The sequence below is a fragment of the Chryseobacterium sp. HMWF035 genome (assembly GCF_003094695.1).
In the GTDB taxonomy this organism is placed as follows: domain Bacteria; phylum Bacteroidota; class Bacteroidia; order Flavobacteriales; family Weeksellaceae; genus Chryseobacterium; species Chryseobacterium gambrini.
The window spans coordinates 156,405-182,443 of the sequence record NZ_QEHP01000139.1 but is presented as its reverse complement, the minus strand read 5'-3'; the positions used below and the strand labels follow the sequence as shown (position 1 = coordinate 182,443).

Genomic DNA, 26,039 nt, shown 5'->3' with positions numbered 1-26,039 from the left:
AAATCAAAGATTATCCACAAGGATTGATGTTTATTTATAGTAGATGAAATACTTGCACCTTAAGATCAGACCTTATTTAATGAATATTTGTGCCTTTACGATTAACCAAAAACAAAAAATCATTTCTCAGAAAAACGAAAGCCAATCCCATGAAGATTTTCAATGGAAATATTTTCTTCGCCGGAAAAGACTTTTCGCAGCCTTGAAATAAAAACATCGAGACTCCGTCCCATAAAATAATCATCATCGCCCCAAACCGCCTTCAGAATATCCTGTCTTTTGAGAACGGTATTTTTATTTCGGATAAAAAATAAAAGCAGCTCCGATTCTCTCTGAGTAAGCGTTACCGTACTTTCCGAATTGTGTAAGGTGTAATTGTTCGGATCGAAATCATAGTTTCCGACCTTGTATTTTGTTGGTGCAGATTCTTTTTTCTTAGATCTTCTCAGAAAGACTTCAATTTTAAGAATAAGCTCTTCAATGCTGAAAGGTTTTACCAGATAATCATCGGCTCCTATTTTCAATCCTTTAATCCGGTCTTCCTTCAGTGCTTTGGCAGAAATAAAAATGATGGGAATTTCAGAATCTTTTTCTCTGATATGCTGTGCAACCTCAAAACCGTTCATTTCCGGCATCATGATATCCAGAAGGCAGATGTCGAAACTTCCTCTGTTAAAAGCTTCCAGAGCAGATTTTCCGTCAGAATAGCAGGAAATATCGTAATGATTTTCCAGACTGTCCTGAATAAGAAACGCAATGGTTTTGTCGTCTTCGGCGTAGAGAATTTTAGATTTTTCCATGATTACACATATTCTTTACAATGGCAAAAACAGGGTAGTGGTGATTCCTTGATGGCTGTTGTTTTCAACAGAAATTTTCCAGTTATGCTGCTGAACCACTTTTTTTACATAAAAAAGTCCCAGTCCGAAACCGTTTACCGCATCGCTTTTTGAAGTGTTTACCCTGTAAAATTTATCAAAAATATGAGGAAGGTTTTTCGCAGGAATCCCGATTCCGTTGTCTTTGAACTTTAAATATAAACCTTTTGTGTCATTTAAAGAAGAAATAATAATGTGTGGCTGGGTTTCACAGTATTTTATGGAATTGTCCAGAATATTGTAAATGATATTGCTGAAATGAAATTCGTCGGCTACAACGGAAATATTATCATCAATAGATAATTCAATCGAAATGTTTTCATTCTTCTGCTTTACGGTTTTTGCAATTTCCTGAATGAAAGGCTTTAAAACAATTCGCTGCGGTTTCAGAGACAATCCTGAAGCATCATTTTTGGCAATATTCAGTATTTTTTCAATATGACTATTCAGTTTGTGGCTCTGATCCGTGATGATGGAAGTATACGTTTGTAATTTAGGGTTTTCCTTGATCTGCTCCTGCTTCGTTAAAGCTTCTGAAGCCAGCAATATCGACGAAAGAGGCGTTTTGAATTCATGCGTCATATTATTGATGAAATCCCTTTGCAGTTCTGAGAATTTTTTCTGCTGAATAATGGTATAAATGGAATACACATATACCAGAAGAATGATAATCAGGGCAAAAGTGAGAAGATACCAGAAACGTAACGAACTGATGAGATACGTGGTTTTATCCGGAAAACGGATGGAAAAATAATACACCAGATTTTTATGCTTCGGAAATTTAATCACTTTTTCATTCGGGCTTTCCTGATGTTTGGATACGAATTTTCCGTAGATCATCTGATCGCTGTGGCAATTGTACAATGCGTAAACATAATCGGTATTAATTTGAAAACGTGTAAATTCAGTTTTCAGGTAATGTTCCAGAACTTCAGGGTGAAATTCATTGTTAATATTTACCACGTAATAATCATTGGAAATATTCTGAACCGGGCTTTCTGTAAAGGAAGTTTTTCCGCCGGAAAGTTTTTCAACCACTTCCAGTAAAGCAATGTTTACGGTCTGGTTGAATTTCTTGTCTTCAAGATTATAAGCCTGTCGTGTCCATAAAAGCTGTGCTATCAGAATTCCGATAATAGCAACAAAACCTAGCGTTATAATAATATTGAGTTTCTTTATTTCCATTTTACAGGAACAATAATATCCAAAATTATCTATTAATTTCTGATCATTAACAACTTATTAACAAATGTTTGAGACCGGTTAACAGGATTAATATAAATATTCATCTTACATTTGTGAAAACAAAAACAAATCGGTTCTTTTTAATTATTAAAATTTATACTCATGAAAAATTTAAAAATTTCAGCATTATTAGCTGTTTTGGCATTTTCTCCGTTTTTTGCAAATACACTTCCGACTGACAATAATCCGGTTGTAAGAATTCTTGCAGACGTTACATGGAAATCAGAATCTATTGATGTTGGAAATATTCCTCAGGGAAAACCCAAAACCATCAGATTCGAATTTACAAATACTTCCAAGAAGCCTATCATTATCGAAAATGTAGCACCTTCTTGCGGATGTACAACTGCGGATTATACAAAAACGCCTATTCTTCCGGGTAAAAAAGGATTTGTAGAAGCAAGCTACAACGCTGCTGCTGCAGGTCCGTTCATGAAAACAGTGAACGTTACCACAAGCGACAGCAAAACTCCAAAGACTCTTTCATTTAAAGGTACAGTTGTTGCTTCTTAATCTGAATAAATTTAATCTTGTTCAATATAAAAACAGCCCGACAATTTCTGTCGGGCTGTTTTTGATTTAAATTGAATTATTTTAAAACTTTTATTTTAGAGATTCTATAAAAATTTCTAACGGTGCGAAACAATAATTTTTCTGCTGATTTCTTCAGAATCTGTATTGATTATCAATAAATAATTTCCTTCAGGAATTCCCGAAACATGAATTTCAATTCGGTTGGATACAGGTTTTTCTGATGAACTTTGAATTACTCTTCCGCTCATATCCATTAACTGATACTTTATATTTCCGGATGTTCTGTTGTCAAATTCCACATACACAAACTGGCTTGCCGGAACCGGATAAATCCTTATTCCTTTATCTGAAACCACATTCGATGTTCCCAAAGTTGAACAGACCGCATTGGCTTTTTGAGAATTCTTAATGACATCCACTTTCTGATTTCCCGTAACGTAATAATCCAGCTCCGAAGTAATCATAAGACTCGTACTTGCTCCAAGCCAATCCTGAAGAAGAGAAGCGAAAATCTGCCGGTAATCATATCTTCTTTGATTTTGGTTATAGTAAAAACTTGTCTGGTTGGTAAATACAGGATGATCTCCCAAAATTCCTGCGGCTGCGGCGTTTCCAACTACGAAAAACGGAGCAAGATCTCCATGATCGGTTCCCACACTTCCGTTTTCACGAACCTGTCTGCCGAATTCACTGAAAGTAACCGTCATTATTTTATCTGCAATTCCCAACTGCTGAATATCTGCCTGAAAAGCGGCAACAGAATTGGAAATATCAGCCAATAGATTCGCGTGGGTTCCCAAATGCGTATTTCCCGTCTGTACCTGACTCACGTGAGTATCAAATCCGCTTAGATTCACCTGAAAAATCTTGGTCTTGCTGCCTCCTTTAATCATTCTTGCCACTGTTTTCAGTTGTTTTCCAAGAGACGAATTAGGATAAGTAGTGGTTGAATTGTTTCCGGCATTGAAAACCTGCATCACACGGTCATAGTACGCATCCATACTCGTGGCAACTCCTTTTATATAATTTAGAAGATCATTATATTCAGAATTCATTAAGTTTAAATTGCTGAAAACACTCGATTGAAATCCGGTCATGTTGTATTCGATATTTTTCTCAGTCGTATGTTCATAAAACAGACACGGATTGAGATTTCCCATCTGTATAGCAAGCGGATCAGGATTCAGTGTGGTCGGATTTCCGGCAAGTCCCGGATATAACGCGCCAAGATATCTTCCGAAAATACCGTCGAGAAGATCCGAGTTTGTAGTTCCGTCTTTCCCTGCAAACATTAAATTTTCTGATCGGAAATGCGAATAATTCGGGTTCGGATAGCCAACTCCGTTCATTAAAAGCAGTTTTCCGGAATCATATAGACTTTTAAAACCCGTCATAGAAGGATTAAGCCCTACAAGCTTACCGGAAGATACCGTACTGTCTAACGGAATGTAACTTCCCGTTCCTGAACTGGCAATTTTTATATTGGGACGTAAGGCGGCATACGTACTGTACTGGCTGATCGGAATTACCGTATTCAATCCGTCATTTGCTCCTGCAAGTCTCAGAATAACCAGAGAACGGTCGTTAACCGTATCACAGTTCAGTTGAAAATCCAAAAACTGATTCATAAACCTCGAAGGCATTCCGTTAAGATAAAACGGAGCTCCGACTCCCGCAAGAGATATTAATTTTAAAAAATCTTTTCTGTTCATGATCTTAAATTATTTGGAATTCAGGAGATTTAATGATGGCTTTTACCAGTCTGTCGATCGGAATCTTTACATTATTGGCATTTCCTGTACTGAGGTAGTTATTCCACTCATTCTGCCAGTTGATGGTGCTTAAATTATTCAGAAAAACACCTTTAAAATAATCATAACGGGTGCCGTCCGGAACTTCCACAAACATCATCTGGAGAAATTCTGTTACCAGTGTATCTGCGTTGGCGGGGTTTGAAAAATATCCGCTGTCTTTTACAAAAGATGCATTATTCAGTTTAAAGGTAAAGCCGTTGTAGGTAAGACCGTTGATGAGATAATCTATTGTATTGTTGTACCGTATTCTCAGAGATGAAGTGGTAATCCAGTTTTTATCATAATTCGGACTGCTGGAATATCCTGCATATCCGTTTACCGACTGAGGACTGAAAATGGGCATTCCCATATTTGTAGAGAAATTGCCGACAACATTCATCAGACTGTGTATTGCCGAAGGATTTACGCCATACAGCGGAACCTGAAGATTCAGCAGGGAAAACATATGAAGATAAAGCTCAACAGGATTTCTTACAATATTTCCGATAGTCTGGTCTCCCGTAATGCTGTCTTCCTCATCGTAAAAATGTTTGCTTTTCAGCAGGGTGGTCAGTGCAGGAATAATATTGTAATTATCTGCCTTAAGAGAAGCTGCCAAAGGAACAATGATGTCATTTTCGATCTCGGTGGTAATTAATCTTCCCACAAAATAACGGTACATTCTTCTGCAATATGCTTTTGCCGTTTCATCCTGATTAAAAATCATATTGATGAAATTCTGAAGCTCGGCTTTAATCGTTGCTTCTGTATTTCCTCCCGAAATTGCCTGATTTCCGAAAGCTGACGAAAATGTTTTGGTTCCCGTGTCATGTGTGTTAACTTTTACCTGACCTGTCGGAATATTCGTTACCGGATCTAGAGAAGTAAGTCTTGCCGTTTTATCCAGATGAACCGATGAGGTGAGAGAAAATCCGGTTAAAACTCTTGCCGCCTGTTGTACATCTGTTTCCGTATAGTTGGTATAATTTCCCGCAGCAATCTGCGGTCCTTTTAAAATCGTAAAAAGCTCCAGAAACTCCCTTGCATAATTTTGGTTGGGACTTGTACTCAGATTCACATTATTATTCAGGAAAATAAGCATCCTCGGATTCTGCGTTATTCTGAAAGCTAGTTCTTTAAGGCTTCCGTTGGCGTGAAATCTTAGAAGTTCCTTATAATCATAGTTGGTCCAGAAAGAAGTATCATCATCCGTTACAAAAAGAACGTGCAGAAAATAAGCAATTTTATATTGGGCAGAAGGATCTTTCAAAGCGCTGTAAAGCCACCAGTAAAGATCGTTCCTCACACTGTTTGCTGTGCTTTGCGTATCGGTAATGGTAGGATTTGCAGCCGTCGGGACAATCGTTTCACCTACATTATTAAGCGGAGACGGCGGAACAGGATTGCTGAATGTAAACAATTCCGTAAGCGCCTGTTGTGGAGTTTTGGTTGCAAAATCCAGAATCTTTGCTTTCGTAATGTTATAAGTGGTACGTCTGAGAAGATGATAAGCATTCGAAAATCCCAGCACATTGGTTTTAGGAGTAAGACTTGGCATAATTATGCTTAATTTTTAACAAATGTACAATTTTAATGAATTAAATATAATGTTTTAATAAAATTACAGAGATTAAATTTAGTATATATTGGAAATGTTTGGGGATTGATTTTATGAAGCTTGGTATAGCAGGTTTTTTACAATTCTATATCGTGCATAGCTTTTTACTCTGCCAAAACAAATATTTATAGTAAATTTACTACTTAACGTAATCTATTAAAACTAAATTATGAATCTTTATACACAGCCTATGCTTCGTGAAGGAGCTTTAAAAGATAAAGTAGCCATTGTAACAGGAGGAGGAAGTGGTCTTGGAAAAGCAATGACCAAATATTTTCTCGAATTGGGCGCAAAAGTAGTCATCACTTCCAGAAACCTCGAAAAACTACAGGGAACTGCAAAAGAACTGGAAGAAGAAACAGGCGGAAAAGTTCTTTGCGTTGCGTGTGACGTAAGAAACTGGGATGAGGTAGAAGCCATGAAAGAAGCTGCGTTAAAAGAATTCGGAAAAATTGATATCCTGCTCAACAATGCTGCCGGAAACTTTATTTCCCCCACAGAAAGGCTCACTCACTCTGCTTTTGATGCTGTTCTGGATATTGTGTTGAAAGGAACAAAGAACTGTACTCTTTCCGTTGGGAAACACTGGATCGATTCCAAAACACCGGGAACGGTTTTAAATATTGTAACAACGTATGCATGGACAGGTTCTGCGTATGTGGTTCCGTCCGCTTGTGCAAAAGCAGGCGTTTTGGCAATGACGAGATCTTTGGCGGTGGAATGGGCAAAATACGGAATCCGTTTCAATGCCATTGCTCCGGGACCTTTCCCTACAAAAGGAGCATGGGACAGATTGCTTCCGGGAAACCTGCAGGAAAAATTTGATATGAGAAAGAAAGTTCCTTTAAGAAGAGTAGGAGAACATCAGGAACTGGCAAATCTTGCCGCTTACTTAGTTTCAGATTATTCCGCTTATATGAATGGCGAAGTGGTAACCATCGACGGCGGAGAATGGTTGCAGGGAGCAGGTGAATTTAACATGCTTGAAGATATTCCGCAGGAAATGTGGGATGCTTTGGAAGCCATGATTAAAGCAAAAAAATCAAATTAATTTTAAATTTTAACCATTAAGAATAATTTTAAGGAGTTAAGATTAGTAATACGTTTGTCATTCTAAACATAGACAGAAAGTCTACGAACGCAGTTCAGAAGTGGAGTGAAGAATCTATTATCTTATGTAGAGATTCCTCCTTCGTCGGAATGACAATGTGTATAAAAATTTATTTTGATATATGTTATTTATCATACTTGGATTTTAACCATGAAGAACACTAAAGATTTCACAAGGAACACAATAGTTGTGAGCTTTGTGGATAACCTTAGTGTACGTTGTGGTAAAAAAATAATAATGATTACAGCAAACAACACTTAATTATAGCATATTGCGGATAATTAGAAAAATTTAAATTGTTTTCTAATTTAAAAAGAAAAAAATCCTTTAAATAAAGCAAAAAGTAGATTCTCAATGGGGAATCTACTTTTTTTATTTGGGTGATTTTACGGTTGAAATTTAGGTGAATTACTGAGACAACTCATCACAGGCGATGATACATTTGCAGTATCAATTTTTAATAACCTAAACAACCAAACATGGAAACATTAAAGTCGGTGTTGGAAGCGAACCACACCAAGAAAACAAAAAGTGAATTAATTGATTTATTAACAGGACTGGAAAAATCTTTAAGTCCTGCAGTCTACGAAAAAGTATCGGGTATTGAAACTTCCGAGCTTTCTTCCCTTTCCAACAAAGAATTGGTAAGCATTATTGAAGACTTCAAGAAAAATTACGATGAGAAGTGGGAAAAATCTTTCGCAGCCGTTTCTTCAGAAATCATGAAAATGATGGCAGGAAGAATGGCGGCAGATGATCAGGTTTTCAAAACTTCAGGAGCCGAAAGTGCAGATTTTGCAGCAGAATTGGGAAGCATCGATTTTGCAACCATCATCGGAGGTCCGTTGGATGCGTGTGTAAAAGCACAGTCGAATGCATCAATCAGCACAGTAAATTTCATCAAAGAAGTAGGATTTGAGCAGGATGGAAGCGACAGCAAACTTCGTATGGCGGAATTCAAGTACAAAAAAATGGGACCAAACCCAGATTTTGATCCGGCAGAACCCGAAAGTTCCACCAATCCTAAAGAAACAATGAACGATGTTGAAATTTCAGTTCCTTTCATTGCATTACTAAATGTTCCGAGCTTCAGAATTGAAACCTGCGAAGTGGATTTCAATGTAAAATTAAATTCTACTTACACCAAAGATGTAAGCGATGAATTCGGGATCACTGCGGGAGCTTCAGGAGGTTTCGGACCTGTGAAGTTTAAAGTGGATGTTTCTTACAAAAGAACTTCAGCCACAGGAATTAAAGTGGAAAAAGAATATTCTCTGGGCGTAAAAGTAAGAGCAACCAACGACGAAATGCCTGCAGGATTGGAAAAAGTTTTAGGATTACTCGCACAATAAAAACCCTTTACGAGAAATGATTAAATTATCAGATTACCTGGATTATCTCAACAACGAGATAATTCAGGCTCGTAAAAAAGCAGACGAAAATGCGGTAATGATCGCAAAAGAATATGCTAAACACGAGTATTTAAAGTTTTTTAAAGTTCCAAGATATTCGCTTCCGAGTGTAAAAATGGATATCCCCATCAAGATCACAGATATTGATGCAGATTCGAAGTACAATTTCAAGTACAGCGAAGATCAGCTTGTGGAAGATGTTAACAAAAAAATCCGCCTTGTCAATAAAGAGAAAAACCTCAATATGACGGAGATCAGCAAAAAACAGCTTCAGACCAAAGAATTTACCAGTCTTTTTAAAGCACTTGAAACCGGAGACCAGAAATTTGGTAAAAAACCTTCTGTAGAATTGCTTAAAGTTGATCTCAGACAGAATGTTAAAAGTTTAAATTCCGGAATTTTCCGCGTGCAGGAAGGAAACGGCGAAGAGGAAGTGAACGAGCTGAAAGAAATTTTTAGTAATGCTTTGCTGAACAGATTCAGCCTCGTGAATTCTAAAATCAATAACATCTACATCGATCCCAATACCAACTCTGCGGAAGACAAAGACAAGCTTTTCGTCAATCTTCATGTGGAAATGGAAGACGAAGGAATCAGAATCGTCTCTTTTAAAGACAAGGACGGTAAAGAAGTCGAACAGATAATTTTTGAGTAATGCAGGAACTTGTTCATCATACAATACAGAAAATTCAGGAACTGCTTGAACATTTTAATAAAGTTCAGGAGCTTTATCTGTCGAAGTCTTTCGATTTTGATGCGCAGTTTGAGGAATTTCTCTATGAATTTTTAGATTACCTGAAGATCAAAGGAAATACTACTTACGAATCTGAAGTTTTAAAGGTTATGAACATGATTTCCACTGTAAAAAGAGGATTTAATCCCGTTCAGATGGAAAAAATAGCTTCGGGAAAACGTGAGCTGACTTGGGGATTTTCATTCAGCGCAATGGAAAGTGTCCACAAATTTTTAATGGAAATGTACACCAAAGAGCATAAAAAACTGGATGAAGCAGAAGAAATTTTATCAGGATTAATTGTTTCTCTCTATCAAAACGGAATACTGAACGACGAAATCGTGAAAAGTCTCGTCAATGTACCAAAAATTGAAGACTTCTGGAATTCTTTAATCAAACAAAACACTCAGATTGCCGGAATTAATAAAAAACTCAGATTACAGATGATCTCGGAAGATATCTATCTGCTTCTTGAAAAAGTTCTTTTAAAATTAAACTAATCTGTAATAATTTAAAATCTCTGTGTTTCTTAATTTAAGTGAAATCGAAGATTCGACGTAACCAAACACCTTTGTGAGCCTTAAAAACAATTAGTTGTAAAAAAAACTTAGTGCCCTTTGTATTAAAATTAAAAGGCGAATAATAGATTTAAAAACAAAACCCATGGAAAATGAAAGATACATTGTTGTTCTCGAAGATCAGCATAAAAATTCCCTCAAAAAAATTGAAAATGAATTTGATGTAAACATTACCTCATCAGAATTTCTTTCCGCAGAAAACCGAGCCTATGATGTTATTGATGAAGATAACGGAGTTCTCTACAAAAATCTGGGTGTTCTTGTGGTTGAAAATATGGATGAAGCACAGTTGAAAAGCGCTGTGAAAAACGATTCTAACCCGATCGTTTATTTTGAAAAAGAAAGAGATTTTTTTTCGGCGGATGAGCTCTCCATCATCAGTGAACTGAAAAAACAGTCCGCAGAGATTGCAGACAAAATCACCGAGCTGGAAAAATACATTATAAATAAACCGTTACCTCAAAAACCTTTAGTAGAAATGGAATGGGGGCTCAAAGCTTTGGGTCTCGGAAATTCTTTATACACGGGAAAAGGTGTTGATATCTGTATTCTGGATACAGGACTAGAACTTTCTCATCCCGATTTTTTCGGAAGAAATATTGAAGGCAAATCCTTTATTGCCGGAGAAGACTGGAGCCGCGATCCCAACGGTCACGGAACCCACTGTGCAGGAGTTGCAACAGGAAACATTCGGCTGGATAACGGAAAACGGTACGGAATCGCAAAAGATGCCAATTTAAAAATTGCAAAAGTGCTTTCCGATGCAGGAAAAGGAACCACAAGCAGCGTTATTGATGCTATAGACTGGGCAATTACAAAGAAATTCAGAATTCTGTCCCTTTCACTCGCTTCTCCGGTTCTGCTGAATGAAGCACCTTCTCCGCTTTTTGAAACCGTGGGGGCAAGAGCTTTGGAAAGCAACTGCATCATTATTGCAGCAGCAGGAAACGACAGTAACAGACCGGCTGTTCCAAAACCTGTTTCCATGCCTGCAAACTCCATGTCGGTAATGGCAGTCGGAGCGATTGACGGACAAATGAAAGTAGCTAAATTTTCCAACGCAGGCTTAAATCCTTCAACCGGAGGAAACGTCAATATCTGCGCTCCCGGAGTCGATATCATCAGTTCTTATCCCCAAAATTCTAAGAATAAAAACGGCAATTATTACGCAATGAGCGGAACAAGCATGGCAACACCGCATGTTTCAGGGTTTATTGCCTTATATATGGAACAGTTTCCCGAAAAATCGGCAAAAGAAATCTGGGAACTCGTAGAAATGAAGGCAAAACCCATCGAAGGTTTGAAATACAGAGACATCGGAAACGGACTTATACAGATATAATGATGAAAACATACTTAGCAGTTCTCAAAAAAAATACAGATATCAGACAGCTTGAAAAAGAACTGAAAAAAAACAATGTAAGATTGTCTGCTCACTACAAAACCATCGGAGTCGTAAAACTTGAAAGCGAAAAGCCGGTTTCAGATAAAGATTTTGAGCAGTATTTTCTTTCTGTGGAAGAAGACAAAGAAATTTAACAAGATAAATGAAGACATCAGACTTTTCTGTCCGGAGAAGTCTTATTTTTGTTTACTTTGTTAAATTAAAAGAATTAATATGAATTTCAAAATTCCAACTCTTGTTTCTGCGCTTGCCATGATGTTCTTTTCACAGTCTGCATTGGCTCAGGAAGCCCCGAAATACAGCTACGTAGAAGCTTTCAAACCATTTTTCTATACACAGACAGGTACACCTACAAGATCCGCAAGCGGACAGCCGGGACACGCGTACTGGCAAAATTCGGCAAGTTACAATCTCGATGTAAGCCTTAATGAAGCCAAAAACGAACTCACAGGAACCGCGGAAATCACTTATACCAATAACAGTCCCGACAAACTGGGTTTTTTATGGTTGCAGCTCGACCAGAATTTATTTGCAAAAGATTCAAGAGGAAACGCAGTCGTACCGACTTCGGGAAGCCGAAACGGAGCGCATGGTGAGGAATTTGACGGCGGTTACAAAATAAAATCCGTAAAATTAGATGGTAAAGACGTAAAATATACTATTACTGATACCAGGATGCAGATTGATCTTCCTGCTGAACTGAAAGCGATGGGAGGCGTCGCAAAAATTAAAATTGAATATTCTTTCCTTTCTCCAAAATACGGTTCCGACAGAATGGGAATTCAGGATACGAAAAACGGAAAGATCTTTACGATAGCACAATGGTATCCGAGAATGTGTGTGTATGATGATGTAATGGGATGGAATACGTTGCCTTATCTCGGTGCTTCGGAATTTTATCTGGAATACGGAGATATTACGGCAAACATTACCGTTCCTGCCAATCATTATGTGGTGGCTTCAGGAGAATTACTTAATTCAAAAGAAGTGTATTCCAAAGAAGAAATCAGCCGATGGGATCAGGCAAAGAACAGTGATAAAACAGTGATGATCCGTTCTGAATCTGAGTTGGGGAAAAACAATTCAACAGGAACAAAAACATGGAAATTTAAAATCAATCAGGCAAGAGATTTTGCTTGGGCTTCCTCTCCTGCATTTATTCTGGATGCCGCAAAAATTAACCTTCCGAGCGGGAAAAAATCTTTGGCAATCTCCGCTTATCCTGTAGAAAGTGTAGGGAAAGAGGCATGGAGCAGATCTACGGAATACACAAAAGCGGCGATTGAGCATTACTCTGCAAAATGGTACGAATATACCTATCCGGCTGCAACCAATGTAGCAGGAAATGAAGGCGGAATGGAATATCCGGGAATTGTTTTCTGTCACATGGATTCCAAAGGCGGCGATCTTTGGGGCGTTACAGATCATGAATTCGGGCACAACTGGTTCCCGATGATTGTGGGTTCCAACGAAAGATTATTTGCTTGGATGGATGAAGGATTCAACACATTCATCAACGAACTTTCTACGGAAGCTTTCAACAAAGGTGAGTATTACGAAAAGAAAAATATTGCGCAGATGAGCGGATATATTATGAGCGACGGTTTTGAACCCATCATGGTAGGTCCGGATAATATGAAAGAAAACAGCATCGGTGCTTTGGCGTATTTCAAACCGGGAATGGGACTGCAAATCTTAAGAGAATCTATTTTAGGACCTGAAAAATTCGACAAGGCATTCAGAACCTATGTTGAAAGATGGGCTTTCAAACATCCTACACCTTGGGATTTTTTCCACACGATGGAAAATGTGTCGGGTGAAGAGCTGAACTGGTTCTGGAGAGGGTGGTTCATCAACAAATGGAAAATCGATCAGGGTATTAAAAATGTAAAATACGTTAACGGAGACTTTAAAAACGGAGCGCAGATCACGGTTGAAAATATCGGACAGTTACCTATGCCGACCAACGTTCAGGTTAAATTTAAAGACGGAACGCAGCAAATGGTAAAACTGCCGATCGAGGTCTGGAAAAGAAATACGGAATGGACATTCAGAATCAATTCCACAAAAGAAATCGATCAGGTGAAACTGGATCCGAATTCAGAAATTCCGGATGTAGATTCTAAAAATAACACCTGGAGTTCCGCTGATGCAAAACCGACGGAAAAAGTAAATCTTAAAGAATTTACAGGAACTTTCGGAAGCAAGGATCTTCCGATGAAAATTGTATTTACAGAGAAAAACAACCAGCTTTTTGCTCAGGCAACAGGACAGCAGGAATTTCCTCTGGAATATACCGGGAACAATACGTTCAGTCTGGAAATGGCGCAGATTTCTTTAACTTTCAGTCAGGATAAAAAATCATTTACCTTTAAGCAGAACGGAAGAGAATTTAAATTTAATAAAGAATAATTTTAATCTTTTAAACCATTAAGTTCTAAATTAAGAAGTTAAGCTTTATCAAGAAAAATCATTTTTTTAAATCTTAAAAATTGGAAACTTAGATATTCTTAACCCCTTAACTCCATTTTAATGGTTTAAATTAAAATAATAAATCAAGACTTCGGAAAATACTCCGGAGTTTTTGTTTTTAAATTGAATTTAATATTAAAATTCCCAATTCTGAAGGCTGTTTTAAGGAGAAACATTACTTTTGTTACTTAAAATAGATGATTATGAATTACAGATTTTCAATCGTATTCCTGATGGTTTTTGCATTGGGATTTTCGCAGAATCTTAAGGTGATGAGTTTTAATATCAGACTGAATGTAGATTCGGATAAAGAAAATTCATGGACAAACAGGAAACAGGATGTAGCAGATCTCCTTACGTATTATCATCCCGATTATTTCGGCGTTCAGGAAGCATTGCCGGATCAGATGAAGGATATAAAAAACGGATTGAAAAACTATGATTATGTAGGAGTGGGAAGAGACGACGGAAAAGAAAAAGGTGAATTTTCGGCTATTTTTTATGATACAGACAGATTGCAGGTTTTAAAATCGGATACCTTCTGGCTTTCGGAAACTCCTGAAAAACCATCAAAAGGGTGGGATGCCGCTTTGAACAGAATTTGTACCTACGCTGTTTTCAGAGATAAAAAATCTAAAAAAGAATTCATGGCACTGAATCTTCATTTCGATCACATCGGAAATGTAGCAAGAGTGAAGTCTTCGGAATTAATTTTAAAGAAAATCAAAGAAATCAATCCTAAAAATCTGCCGGTAACTGTGAGCGGAGATTTTAATTTAACGGAAGATTCGGAGCCGATAAAAATTATGTCGCAGAATATGAAAGACAGTTTTTATCATTCAGAAACAAAACATTACGGTCCGAAAGGTACTTTTACAGGTTTCAATGTAAATGAAATTCCGAAGGACAGGATTGATTATATTTTCGTGAAAGGTTTTAAGATCAAATCTCACAGACACATCAACGACAGAAGAGAAAATCTTCTGTATCCATCGGATCACTTTCCGGTTTTGGTGGATTTAATGTTTTAAAATGGCTTTAGTCAAATATTTAAGATAATAAATGATTTCTGCTTAATTGTAAGCGATCAAAAAATAATACAAACGGTAATAATTATATTGCCGTTTTTTGTTACTTTTATGTTAAATAAAATACTTATTATAAAAAGATTTTAATGAAAAAGCTTGTTTTGGGTGTATTGTTTTTAGTTTCATGGCAATTTTCCGCGCAGGAATTGTATATGCCGAGAAATATTAAAAAAGCATACGAAAACGGAACCCGTGATCTGTCGGGCGCTCCGGGTAAAAATTACTGGCAGAATAAAGGGATTTATAATGTTGAGGTAAAGATAGATGCCAATTCTAAGGTGGTTTCGGGAAAGGAAACCATCGTCTATACCAACAACAGCCCAAATGATCTGAATGATCTTGCCATAAGATTTGTTAATAATCTCCATAAACCACAGGCTCCGAGATCAGGCGTTGTTTCCAAAGATTTTCTTTCTTCGGGGTTGCATATTAAATCATTTGCTGTAAATGGTGAAAAATATAACGTAAACAGCGACGATTGGGGAACGGTTGAAAAAATAAAGCTGAATTCAGCCTTAAAATCCAAAGCAAAAGCTGAAATCCGCATCGAGTGGGAGTATCCTTTATCTGTACAAAGCGGAAGAGAAGGACAGATAGATCCTGAAACATTTTATGTGGCCTATTCTTTCCCGAGAATTTCTGTTTATGATGATTACAATGGATGGGATATGCTTCCGCATTCCGACAGGCAGGAGTTTTATAATGATTTCAACGATTACAGTTTTGCCATTACTGCGCCTAAAAATTACGTAGTCTGGGCAACCGGAGATTTCCTGAATCCCGATGCCGTTCTTCAGTCTGAGTATTTAAAAAGATATAAGTCTTCATTAAAAAGCGACAAAGTCATTCATATTGCGACTGAGCAAGAAATGAAGTCCGGAAAAGTAACGAAGCAGAATAAATGGAATACGTGGAAATTTAAAGCCAGTCATATCACCGATTTCTGTTTTGCTTTAAGCAATCATTATGTTTGGGATGCAGCAAGTGTGCAGCTTAAAACGAAAAGAGCAAGTGTTCAGGCAGGTTACAAAGCGGATGCAAAAGATTTTGAGCATTATGTGGAATGGATGCAGTATAATCTCGACTGGTTTTCTAAAAACTGGCCCGGAGTGGAATATCCTTACAATGCGATGACCGCAATTCAGGGATACGCAGACATGGAATATCCGATGATGATTAATGATACCAGTATTCCGGATGATTTTCAGGATGCGAGATTAACGGCGGATCACGAAATTGCACATACTTATTTTCCTTTCTATATGGGCATCAACGAAACCCGTTATGCTTTTATGGATGAAGGTTGGGCAACGACTTTGGAATATTTAATCGGAATTGATGAAAACGGAGAAGCAAAAGCCAAAGAATTTTATAAAAATTTCAGGGTAAAAAGATGGATCAATGATCCTTCTGCGGAACAGGATCAGCCTATTATTACGATGAGTACTCAGGTAAGCGGAGCAGGGTACGGAAATAATTCTTATGTAAAAGCATCCCTGTCTTATCTGGCTTTAAAAGATTATCTGGGGGATGATCTGTTTAAAAAAGCATTACATCATTATATGAACAACTGGAACGGAAAGCATCCGATTCCGTGGGATTATTTTAATTCTATGAATACAGGTTCGGGAAAAAATCTGAACTGGTTCTTCAATAACTGGTTTTACACCAATAATTATATCGACCTGAAAGTGTCTTCAGCATCTCAGATGAATGATCTTTTGACAGTAAATGTGGATAATGTAGGCGGTTTTGCCATCCCTTTTGATGCAGAAATCGGCTATGAAGACGGAACTGTGGAGAAGCTTCATTTTTCGCCATCGGTCTGGGAAAAAGATCAGAAAAAAACAATGCTTACGGTTCCGATTACCAAAAAAGTAAAATCGGTAAATCTTGATGGTGGTATCTTTATGGATTATACACCGAAAGACAATACTAAAACATTATAAATAGATTCCGGCTGTTTCAGAGAAACAGCCGGAATCATTTGTATTAAAATTAACAATAAAGATTAGTATAGTCTTAGTCCTGATCTTGCTCCGTTAGAAGCTACAACAGACTGCATTCTGGTTTTTTGTCCTGCGGAGAACATAAACATGGCTGCATCATCCACATAATCCATGTAATTCATGAACATTACAGATCTCTGTACGCCGCTGCAGGTATTGTAAAGAGGGTAGCTTGGTTTTCCTGTGTTAGCTGTTGTTTGTGTAGGTGTATCGCTTACAAGGTCGTTTCCACAGTTAGCATCTCCCCAGATGTGTCTTAAGTTCAGATAGTGTCCCACTTCGTGGGTGGCTGTTCTTCCCAGATTAAATGGAGAAGAGGCACCGGTTTTACCAAAATAAGGAGCGGCAATTACCACACCATCATTCCATAATCCGGAAGATTCAGGGAAAGTCGCATAGCCAAGAACCTGTCCCATATTTCCTACCGTCCAGATGTTTAGATAATTAGAAGGACTTGTTGCATTAATTCCTCCGGTAGATGCTTTCTTCATGGCATCATTGGTACCCCAACTTGTTTTGGTGGTAGATTTTCTCACCACATTTGCCAGTCTGAATCTTACTTTCACATCACCTGCTTTTACCCCCTGAAATTCGGAAGGAATTTTTGAAACGTCGGTGTTGGTTCCTGCATAATCCGCATTAAGAACTGCAATTTGTTCTGCAATACGGGCGTCAGAAACATTTTCAGCAGTTGTTCTGTATAAGACATTTACCACTACCGGAATTTCAACGGTACCATCGGATAATACTTTACCCAGCTTCATGTCATTTTCAAATCGTTCGGTTTTGGCTTCGATTTCAGAATATTTCTGTCTCAGTTCCGAACTGTTTTTCAATGCCACTTTTCTGATTTCTTCTGAAGCACAGCCTCTTTGCAGTGCGGTTCCGGAAATGGCAGGAGTGTTTTCAGATCCTTCGGTCTGGTTAGAAATGTTGTCGCTGTTACACGCAGACAGGAAACTCAGCATAAGAGCTCCGAATAATAGTTTTTTCATAAAAATACAATATTTTGTTTCGCAGGATGAAATTATATTATTTGAAGTAGATATGCAAGTATTTCACTATGTAGTTGAATTGTTTTATTATTCAATAAATAGTAATTTTAAATATGTGTTACTGTATTTATATTTAAAAGACGTTTTTATTGATTATTTAAAACTATTATTGAGTAATGTTTGAATGTTGATTTTATCCTGCAAAACCGTTTTTAATGGCAAAAACGGCAAGACCAACCCGCGTTTTAAGATCTAATTTATCACAAAGCTGATCTCTGTAGCTTTCCACTGTTCTCGGGCTGCAGCACATTTTATCCGCAATTTCTTTATAGCTGAGTTCTGTAACGGTGTATTTTAAAAACTCTTTCTCGCGGTCGGAAATTTTTACATTATTGGCAGCATCTTCATTGTTCATGTTGGAAAAAATGATTTTCGAAGCCCATTCCGGATAAAAAAAACCGTCATTGTTAAGTTTCGTCAATGCATTCTCCAGTTCCTTCGGATGTGTATTTTTCAGTAAGTACCCTTTGGCGCCGTTCCGGATCATTTTAATAACGCTTTTATCGTCGCCCTGCATGCTTAAAGCCATTACTTTAATGTTCGGATGATTTTCTTTAAGCCAAAGTACGGTTTCGAAACCGTCCATAATCGGCATACTGATGTCCAGAAGAATGATATCCGGAATTTTGCTGTTATTTTCGAATTTCTGGATCAGGTCTTTTCCGTTTTCGGCAACGTAGATTACTTCAAACTCCGGAAAATTATCAATAATTCCTTCTAAAGCTTTTGCGATAAGTACATGATCGTCTACAATTACTATCGTTTTTTTCATGGCTGTCTTTTTAAAATAATGTTGAGCGTAGTTCCCAAATTTTTCTGACTTTCAAGACAGAAATCTGCCCCGATAATTTCGGCTCTGTTTTTCATATTGGTGAGCCCGATTCCGTTGGATTTGATGTTGGACTGATCGAAACCCACCCCGTCATCTTTAATATTCAATTCCCAAAGCGACTCCTGAGAAGTATTCAGATTAATCAGAATATTTTTACAGCCTGAATGTTTGATGCTGTTCTGAATAAATTCCTGAGTAATTCTCAGCAATACGTTTTTATGCACAAAGCTGAGATCCAGCTGATTAAAATTATGCTGAAAATCGACATGGCATTTTTTAAACGCATTGGTATTGTCTACTTCTTCCTGAATTAAAGTTACGATTTCCTTTTGATTAATATTATCGTCCGTTAATGTTTTTGAAAGGCTCCTGAGATCGTGAAGCGACTGATTGATGATCTGTGAAACCTGCTCAATTCTTTCGCTTACCTCCGGAACTTTATTCTCATACAAAAGCTGCTGGGTGTAAAGGCTCACTAACGTTAATTTCTGCCCGATATTATCGTGAAGTTCGCGCCCGATCTGCTGCATCGTTGCCTGCTGAATTTCAAGCTGCGTCGCTAACAATTCTTTCTGGTGAATTTCGTTTTTTATTTCAATCTCATTCAGATATTCTTTCTTGCGCTGTTTGTATTTGCGGATATAAACCATCACTGCAGCCACAAACAATACAAAAAATATATTGAAAAGGATGATTGTTATTATGAGCTCTGTTTTCCCCATATAAATGAAATTGAGAATAATAAATACATGATGATTCCGGAAACTAGGAAATAATTAAAATACATATTCCATAATTCTGGATACTTGTTTAATAAACTGAAGAACGTCCAAAAAGGTAAAGTTCCGATATAAAATAAAGTGACCCCGAGATTAATGTAAAACATTTTGTTTTTACTGAAATGCAAAATATCCGAAGAGTTAATTTGCCTATAATATTCCATTATCACAAGAACCATCAGGATAAGGCAGCCAAACGTATAATTGAATGAAAAAATTATTTTTCCTGCTTTAAAAAAATATTCATTGGGAAGAAAGGAAAGCAGATAAATAACAGATAGCGTATAGAATAGTTTTGGTCTTTTTAATGATTTTGCTGCGTAAAGCCAATAGAAAAATAAAAACTCAACAGGAATAACAAAATAATTAAAAAACTTTGGCTTATTATATTCCATTAAATATCCGCCCCATTTCCCAAAAACTTCACATAAAAACATGAGTATTAAATAAATGGAAAAGTACTTCCAGTATTTATCTTTAGCATTCCTATAAAATATAATAGAAATAAGAGCAGCCAGCCCTTCCGTCCAGATTAAAGATTCTTGTAGTACTTTTTGAAATTCACTCATTGTGCTTATTCGTGTAAATATAATTTTTTATTAAAAAGATTCTGTTACTTGTGTGGAAGGAGGAGACAGGGTACCATGATTCTGACATACCACCTCTCCCTGCAAACCGGAATTTCTTGCCGAAGCCATCGCCAAAAACTCTCCGCTTCCGCTTGCGCTTAAAGGATTGAAATCATAGCAGAGTTTATCTCCGTTTTCGTCTTCCTGTTTCATGGTAGGAACCAAAACTAAAGTGTGCCTTTGTGCATATTCTGTTCCGATCGGAGTTCCCGACATAATATTCCAGTCCTGCTCTTTAGGATAAGCCGCATAATAAAATCGTATTCCCAAATCCTGATCTGTAACGCGGGAATCGTTTTTCGATGCTTCATTTTCAATGTCTGAAATAAATTTTTTCAGCGTAGCCAGATCAAAATGAATGGAATGGGCATCATCAAATCCTAAATTTTGGTTTATACACGCCAACTGATTTTTTCTGTAGTTCTCTACAAGAGTTCTGATCAAATCGCAATGAAGGGTGTTGGGATTAGAAATTGATTCGGCAGATTCAAATTCTAAGTTGTCTAAATTTGGTTTTGTTTCCATAAAGCTAGTTTTAAAAGGTGTAAGGTTAGTTGGTATTGCAAATCTCGTAAAATTTCAGGGGAATACGACACGGTTTTTTCCTGATTATTTATGGGGTTTTTACGGATTGTAAATTTTAATTAAAATGATAAAGATTTTGGATAGATTTGCAGCGATTTTAAATTCGTTAATCATAAACAATAAAATTATCAAATGAAAAGACAGACTATCGCATTATTTTGCATAGCAATATTTAGTGTTTCATGCGCTAAGAAAGATGAAAACGCAGTGGATGGCAAATACACGGATGATCAGAAAGCTTCTTATTATATAGGTCTGAGTATTGCCCAAAACATGAAACAGGAAGGCTTCAAAGTAGATGCAGATCTTTTGGCTCAGGCTATTAAAGAAGAAATGAATGGAGGGAAAAAGCTGATGCCGGCTGAAGAAATGGAAGCTTTTATGCAGGAGTTTATGCAGAAGCAACATGAAAAAAAGCAGGCTGCAGCAGGCGTACAGGCAGATGAAAATAAGAAAAAAGGTCTGGAGTTTCTTGCCAAAAATAAAAGTAATCCTAAAGTGAAGACCACGGCTTCAGGTTTACAGTATGAAGTCTTGCAGGAAGGTGATGGTAAAACAAAACCAAAAGCCTCAGATGTTGTACAGGTAAAATATACCGGAAAGCTTCTGGATGGAACTGTTTTCGACTCTACCGACAAAAACGGAGGTGCGCCAATGGATATTAATCTGGGCGCAGTAATCAAAGGATGGACAGAAGGTATCCAGTTGATGAGCAAAGGATCTAAATACAGATTTTACATTCCTTCGGAGCTTGCTTACGGAGATAATGGTGCCGGACCAATTCCTGCGGGAGCGACTATTATTTTTGATGTAGAATTGGTGAATATTAAATAAAAATGTTGTTTGATAGGTAGATCAGCGATAATGGGATTTGCTAATTTTACATCTGATGTATTACAAATAAAATTTCCGCAGATTTTTTGGTCTGCGGAAATTCTTCAAAAATAATATATATGAAAAAAACTACTTATAAATCTGTAGGTCTGAAAACCAGACCTGTTTCCTCGAAATAATCCAAAGTGATTCTGTCTCCATCATTTACCGTTCCTGCCAGAATCTCTCTTGATAATTTGTTGAGAACTTCCTGCTGAATGACTCTTTTCAGAGGTCTTGCTCCGAACGCAGGATCATACCCTTTATTCATCAGATAATCTACAGCATCCTGAGTTGCCGTCATAATGATATTTCGTTTCGAAAGCATTTCATTAAATCCTCTCAGTTGATAGGTAACGATTTTTCCGATTTCCTTTTTTCTTAAAGGCTGGAATAATACAACCTCATCAATTCTGTTTAAGAATTCCGGACGTAACGTCTGTTTCAATAAATCAAAGACCTCATCTTTTGTTTTGTCAACAATCTCATCCTGATTTTCATCAGTAATATGTTCAAAATTTTCCTGAATAAGGTGCGAACCTAAATTCGAAGTCATAATAATGATCGAATTTTTGAAATTCACCACTCTTCCTTTGTTATCGGTTAATCTTCCGTCATCCAAAACCTGTAACAAAGTATTGAAAACATCAGGATGCGCTTTTTCAATTTCATCTAAAAGAACCACAGAATACGGTCTTCTTCTCACGGCTTCCGTTAATTGTCCGCCTTCATCATAACCCACATATCCCGGAGGCGCACCCACTAATCTCGAAACACTGTGACGCTCCTGATATTCACTCATATCAATTCTCGTCATATTGTTTTCATCATCAAATAAAAACTCCGCTAAAGCTTTTGCCAGCTCAGTTTTTCCGACTCCGGTGGTTCCCAAGAATAAGAATGACCCGATTGGTTTTTTATCATCACTCAATCCCGCTCTGTTTCTTCGTATCGCATCCGCAACAGCGGTAATCGCCTCGTCCTGTCCAACTACTCTGTGATGAAGTTCGGTTTCCAGATTCAATAACTTTTCTCTTTCAGACTGAAGCAGTTTCGTAACAGGAATTCCGGTCCATTTGGCAATCACTTCAGAAATGTTTTCAGAAGTTACCTCTTCTTTAATTAACTCATTCTGATGATTTTGCATTTCGATTTCAAGCTTTTTAAGCTCTTCTTCTTTTTCACGAAGTTTTCCGTATTGGATTTCCGCTACTTTTGCGTAATCTCCTGCTCTTGAAGCTCTTTCTGCCTCTAATTTCAGAGATTCTATATCTTTTTTAATCTGCGTTAAATCTTCAGATTTTTGCTTTTCTTTCAGCCATTTGGCGTTAATTTCATTTCTCTGTTCAGAAATCTTCGCAATATCTTCTTTTAAATGATCGATTTTCGTCTGGTTACCTTCTCTTGAAATGGCAGCCAGTTCAATTTCCATCTGCATTAATTTTCTGTCGAGAACATCAAGCTCTTCCGGTTTCGAATTGATTTCCATTCTTAATTTAGCCGATGCTTCATCAATCAGATCAATCGCCTTATCCGGTAAAAATCGGTCTGAAATATATCTCTGAGACATTTCTACCGCTGCAATAATCGCCTCATCTTTAATTCTTACTTTGTGGTGCGCTTCATACTTGTCTTTAATTCCACGAAGAATAGAAATTGCCGATTCTGTATCCGGTTCTTCCACCATTACCTTCTGGAAACGTCTTTCTAAGGCTTTATCTTTTTCAAAATACTTCTGATATTCATTTAAAGTCGTTGCTCCAATCGCTCTTAATTCTCCTCTTGCCAAAGCTGGTTTCAGAATATTTGCGGCGTCCATTGCACCTTCACCGCCTCCTGCGCCTACCAAAGTGTGGATCTCATCAATGAAAAGAATAATCTGTCCTTCCGATTTAATAACTTCATTCACCACGGATTTCAGACGCTCTTCAAACTCACCTTTGTATTTTGCACCGGCAATCAAAGCGCCCATATCCAGTGAATATAATGTTTTATCCATCAGGTTTTCAGGAACGTCACCGCTGATAATTCTGTGGGCAATTCCTTCTGCAATTGCAGTTTTACCAACGCCGGGTTCACCAATCAGAATCGGGTTGTTTTTCGTTCTTCTGGAAAGAATCTGCAACACTCTTCGGATTTCCTCGTCACGACCGATCACAGGATCTAATTTTCCTTCCGCCGCTAATTCGTTGAAGTTTTTAGCGTATTTATTTAAAGACTGATACGTTTCTTCCGAACTTGCAGAAGTGGCTTTCGAACCTTTTCTTAATTCTTTAATTCCCCCTTCCAAAAGACTCTTGGTAACGCCCATATCTTTCAGCATTTTCGAAACTTCAGAATTGGTTTCCAATAAGGAAAGCCATAAATGTTCAATCGTTACATATTCGTCGCCCATTTTTTTAGCAATGTTAGGCGCATCAAGCAAAACTTTATTTGCTGATTGTGAAAGGTAAATATTGCCTCCCTGTACTTTAGGGAGTTTCTCTAAATTTTCGCGGTTGCGCTCTCTTACCAAAGCCGCATCTGCTTCAGATTTTTTTAATAAGAAAGGCGATATATTTTCATCTACCTGAAAAATACCTTCCAGTAAATGTTGAGGTTCGATCTGTTGGTTGCCAAATTCCATTGCCACCTGTTGTGCAGCCTGAATTGCTTCCTGAGATTTTACGGTATATTGATTTAAATTCATATTTTGTATATTTTTGATTCTTTAATTTTTAGTTTCCAATTTTAGATTTTAGACATCAGATTTCAGACCATAAGAGTCAAATAAATGTTAATTTTTTAATCAGATTTTCTAATTTCTGATGCCCTTAATCTTTATTTAATCATTTAATTCGGGTACATTATCGCAAAAAGTATTCTATTGTTGAATTTTTAAAAATATTGGACAAAATTTCCGAAATATTTATTTTGAATCTATTTTGGAAAGACAAAATTTCCGATTCGAAGAATTTAAGTGAAAATTATCGGAAGAACCGTCAGATTGGGTTGAATCTTAAAATACGTCTAACCTTATTTTTTGATTGAACCATTAAGATTTTAATTAAGAAGTTTAGAATATTTAAGAGCCGCTTCGCTTTCCAAAATAATGCTTATTAAAAATCTATTGATTTTTTCTTAATTGAACTTAACAACTTAAAATTTTCTTAATGGTTTAAATAATAAGTTTTTTAAACTCATTTTAAATTTAACTACAAAAGAAACAAAAGACTTTATTGAATTTATTTAAAGTATTTCAAAAGTCTGCAAAGAGAAAAAATCTTTGATTTTTTTTACTTATGTGCTCTTTTTTTTCATTTAAGTATTAAACTTAAGAAACTAAAGTGTTTAAATCTTTTGCATCTTTTAGTGGTAAAAAAGTTTAATTTTTTCATTTCATCATTTTGAAAAAGCATTATGCAGTGTTTAGCTTTTAATTCTTAAGTTAAAAATCATCTTCTCAAAATCAAATATTAAAATCAAAATAATTACTTTTGCGTTTTTACAAATGGAGCTTAAAGAAAAACAGAAGAAAATTTTAGATGTTGCCGTGGAACTTTTCAAGGAGAAAGGCTACATGGGAAGCTCTGTTCGTGATTTGGCAACCAGACTGAATATCAAAGCAGCTTCTTTATATGCGCACATCCGCTCAAAGGAAGAAATTCTGGAATGGATCTGTTTCGGCATCGCGCAGGAATTTTTCGATGAACTTCAGGATGTAAAAAACACCAATATTCCACCAAAGGAAAAGCTCAATCTTTTTATTGAAAAACATTTGTCGGTTGTTCTGAAAAACCGTGATGTCACGCACATCTATTCCAACGAATGGAAACATCTGGAAGAGAGATTACCTGAATTTATCGAATTAAGAAAAAATTATCAGCAGGAAGTTGAACAGTTGATTTCTGAAATTTATACCGCTGAAAACTGGGAATTGAGATCACCCGCTTTTACCACGAGATTTATTCTCCATACTTTAAACAACTCCTATTTCTGGTTTAAAAGAAATATTGATTCTGGTTCTGATATCACCGATGAAATAAGGGATAAAATTCTTTTTGGTTTACTGGGAAATCAAAAGAAATAAACCGTTTAACTGTCATTCTGACGAAGGAAGAATCTCAACAATTATTTTAAAATTATTTAAAATTGTTATTGTCATTCCGTAGAAATTTCGACAGTTACAACGAAAACTTCGCTTATATTCCACACTTTACTTTGTTCCGTTCTGAATAATAACAAAATTTTATGCAGTAAGCTGTCATTTCGACGAAGGAGAAATCTACTAAACATTAAATAAAAACAGATTTTTCACTTCACTTCTGAACTGCGTTCTTAGACTATCTGTCTATGTTTTGAATGACAAAATCGTATTAAAATCATGCTTAAACTAAACCTCAATCTTAGCCTTAACTATTTAGAATCATA

At 36.8% G+C, this 26,039-nt stretch carries 22 protein-coding genes; 12 read left to right on the top strand and 10 right to left on the bottom strand.

Annotated features, from left to right (window positions below):
* Positions 1-119: 119 nt before the first annotated feature.
* On the bottom strand, positions 120-800 hold the full coding sequence (locus DD829_RS21875; RefSeq protein ID WP_108410428.1) for a response regulator transcription factor: 681 nt from the start codon (positions 798-800) through the stop codon (positions 120-122).
* Between the two features lie 15 nt (positions 801-815).
* On the bottom strand, positions 816-2,063 hold the full coding sequence (locus tag DD829_RS21870) for a sensor histidine kinase (protein WP_108410429.1): 1,248 nt from the start codon (positions 2,061-2,063) through the stop codon (positions 816-818).
* 162 nt (positions 2,064-2,225) lie between these two features.
* Between DD829_RS21870 and DD829_RS21865 the strand changes: the two genes are divergently transcribed.
* A complete protein-coding gene (locus tag DD829_RS21865; RefSeq protein ID WP_076395107.1) occupies positions 2,226-2,636 on the top strand; it encodes a DUF1573 domain-containing protein in 411 nt (136 codons plus the stop codon).
* Positions 2,637-2,752: 116 nt separating this feature from the next.
* Here the strand turns inward: DD829_RS21865 and DD829_RS21860 are convergent, their stop codons facing one another.
* Both DD829_RS21860 and DD829_RS21855 read right to left on the bottom strand, forming a co-directional pair.
* Positions 2,753-4,369, bottom strand: coding sequence for a DUF1501 domain-containing protein (locus DD829_RS21860; RefSeq protein ID WP_108410444.1), 1,617 nt, complete (start codon positions 4,367-4,369; stop codon positions 2,753-2,755).
* A 4-nt stretch (positions 4,370-4,373) separates the two neighbouring features.
* Positions 4,374-6,008 carry a DUF1800 family protein gene (locus DD829_RS21855; protein ID WP_108410445.1) on the bottom strand — a complete coding sequence of 545 codons (1,635 nt, stop codon included), beginning with the start codon at positions 6,006-6,008 and terminating at the stop codon, positions 4,374-4,376.
* A 229-nt stretch (positions 6,009-6,237) separates the two neighbouring features.
* Here DD829_RS21855 and DD829_RS21850 point away from each other — a divergent pair, with 229 nt between their 5' ends.
* From DD829_RS21850 to DD829_RS21810, 9 genes are all read left to right on the top strand, one after another.
* The gene (locus tag DD829_RS21850; RefSeq protein ID WP_076395112.1) at positions 6,238-7,119 is read left to right on the top strand and encodes an SDR family oxidoreductase; all 882 of its coding nucleotides are present in this window, start codon (positions 6,238-6,240) and stop codon (positions 7,117-7,119) included.
* 539 nt (positions 7,120-7,658) lie between these two features.
* The gene (locus DD829_RS21845) at positions 7,659-8,531 is read left to right on the top strand and encodes a DUF2589 domain-containing protein (RefSeq protein ID WP_228408263.1); all 873 of its coding nucleotides are present in this window, start codon (positions 7,659-7,661) and stop codon (positions 8,529-8,531) included.
* A gap of 16 nt (positions 8,532-8,547) precedes the next feature.
* Positions 8,548-9,246: a hypothetical protein gene (locus tag DD829_RS21840; protein WP_076395114.1), complete on the top strand. Its 699-nt coding sequence runs from the start codon at positions 8,548-8,550 to the stop codon at positions 9,244-9,246.
* Positions 9,246-9,824: a hypothetical protein gene (locus tag DD829_RS21835; RefSeq protein ID WP_108408980.1), complete on the top strand. Its 579-nt coding sequence runs from the start codon at positions 9,246-9,248 to the stop codon at positions 9,822-9,824. Before DD829_RS21840 ends, DD829_RS21835 begins: the two co-directional genes overlap by 1 nt.
* Before the next feature lie 163 nt (positions 9,825-9,987).
* Positions 9,988-11,244: a S8 family peptidase gene (locus DD829_RS21830; protein WP_108408981.1), complete on the top strand. Its 1,257-nt coding sequence runs from the start codon at positions 9,988-9,990 to the stop codon at positions 11,242-11,244.
* 2 nt (positions 11,245-11,246) lie between these two features.
* The gene (locus DD829_RS21825) at positions 11,247-11,441 is read left to right on the top strand and encodes a hypothetical protein (protein WP_108408982.1); all 195 of its coding nucleotides are present in this window, start codon (positions 11,247-11,249) and stop codon (positions 11,439-11,441) included.
* A 79-nt stretch (positions 11,442-11,520) separates the two neighbouring features.
* Positions 11,521-13,719, top strand: a complete 2,199-nt coding sequence (locus DD829_RS21820) for a M1 family metallopeptidase (RefSeq protein WP_108408983.1) — start codon at positions 11,521-11,523, stop codon at positions 13,717-13,719.
* Positions 13,720-13,982: 263 nt separating this feature from the next.
* Entirely contained in the window at positions 13,983-14,810 is an 828-nt protein-coding gene (locus DD829_RS21815) for an endonuclease/exonuclease/phosphatase family protein (RefSeq protein WP_108408990.1), read from the top strand.
* A 143-nt stretch (positions 14,811-14,953) separates the two neighbouring features.
* Complete coding sequence (locus DD829_RS21810; RefSeq protein ID WP_108408984.1) at positions 14,954-16,816, top strand: M1 family metallopeptidase; 1,863 nt, start codon at positions 14,954-14,956, stop codon at positions 16,814-16,816.
* Positions 16,817-16,878: 62 nt separating this feature from the next.
* Here the strand turns inward: DD829_RS21810 and DD829_RS21805 are convergent, their stop codons facing one another.
* From DD829_RS21805 to DD829_RS21785, 5 genes are all read right to left on the bottom strand, one after another.
* Positions 16,879-17,871, bottom strand: a complete 993-nt coding sequence (locus DD829_RS21805; protein ID WP_108408985.1) for a zinc metalloprotease — start codon at positions 17,869-17,871, stop codon at positions 16,879-16,881.
* Between the two features lie 193 nt (positions 17,872-18,064).
* Positions 18,065-18,703, bottom strand: a complete 639-nt coding sequence (locus tag DD829_RS21800) for a response regulator transcription factor (protein WP_076395130.1) — start codon at positions 18,701-18,703, stop codon at positions 18,065-18,067.
* Complete coding sequence (locus DD829_RS21795) at positions 18,700-19,485, bottom strand: sensor histidine kinase (protein WP_076395132.1); 786 nt, start codon at positions 19,483-19,485, stop codon at positions 18,700-18,702. Before DD829_RS21795 ends, DD829_RS21800 begins: the two co-directional genes overlap by 4 nt.
* On the bottom strand, positions 19,464-20,111 hold the full coding sequence (locus DD829_RS21790) for a hypothetical protein (protein ID WP_108408986.1): 648 nt from the start codon (positions 20,109-20,111) through the stop codon (positions 19,464-19,466). Before DD829_RS21790 ends, DD829_RS21795 begins: the two co-directional genes overlap by 22 nt.
* A gap of 30 nt (positions 20,112-20,141) precedes the next feature.
* Positions 20,142-20,696 carry a hypothetical protein gene (locus DD829_RS21785; protein ID WP_108408987.1) on the bottom strand — a complete coding sequence of 185 codons (555 nt, stop codon included), beginning with the start codon at positions 20,694-20,696 and terminating at the stop codon, positions 20,142-20,144.
* Between the two features lie 192 nt (positions 20,697-20,888).
* On the opposite strand from DD829_RS21785, the gene DD829_RS21780 reads away from it, so the two are divergent.
* Positions 20,889-21,590, top strand: a complete 702-nt coding sequence (locus tag DD829_RS21780; protein ID WP_108408988.1) for an FKBP-type peptidyl-prolyl cis-trans isomerase — start codon at positions 20,889-20,891, stop codon at positions 21,588-21,590.
* A gap of 133 nt (positions 21,591-21,723) precedes the next feature.
* On the opposite strand, the gene clpB is transcribed toward DD829_RS21780, so the two are convergent.
* Positions 21,724-24,318, bottom strand: a complete 2,595-nt coding sequence (gene clpB, locus DD829_RS21775) for an ATP-dependent chaperone ClpB (RefSeq protein ID WP_108408989.1) — start codon at positions 24,316-24,318, stop codon at positions 21,724-21,726.
* 801 nt (positions 24,319-25,119) lie between these two features.
* Between clpB and DD829_RS21770 the strand changes: the two genes are divergently transcribed.
* A complete protein-coding gene (locus DD829_RS21770) occupies positions 25,120-25,698 on the top strand; it encodes a TetR/AcrR family transcriptional regulator (RefSeq protein WP_108410895.1) in 579 nt (192 codons plus the stop codon).
* The last annotated feature ends 341 nt before the right edge of the window (positions 25,699-26,039 follow it).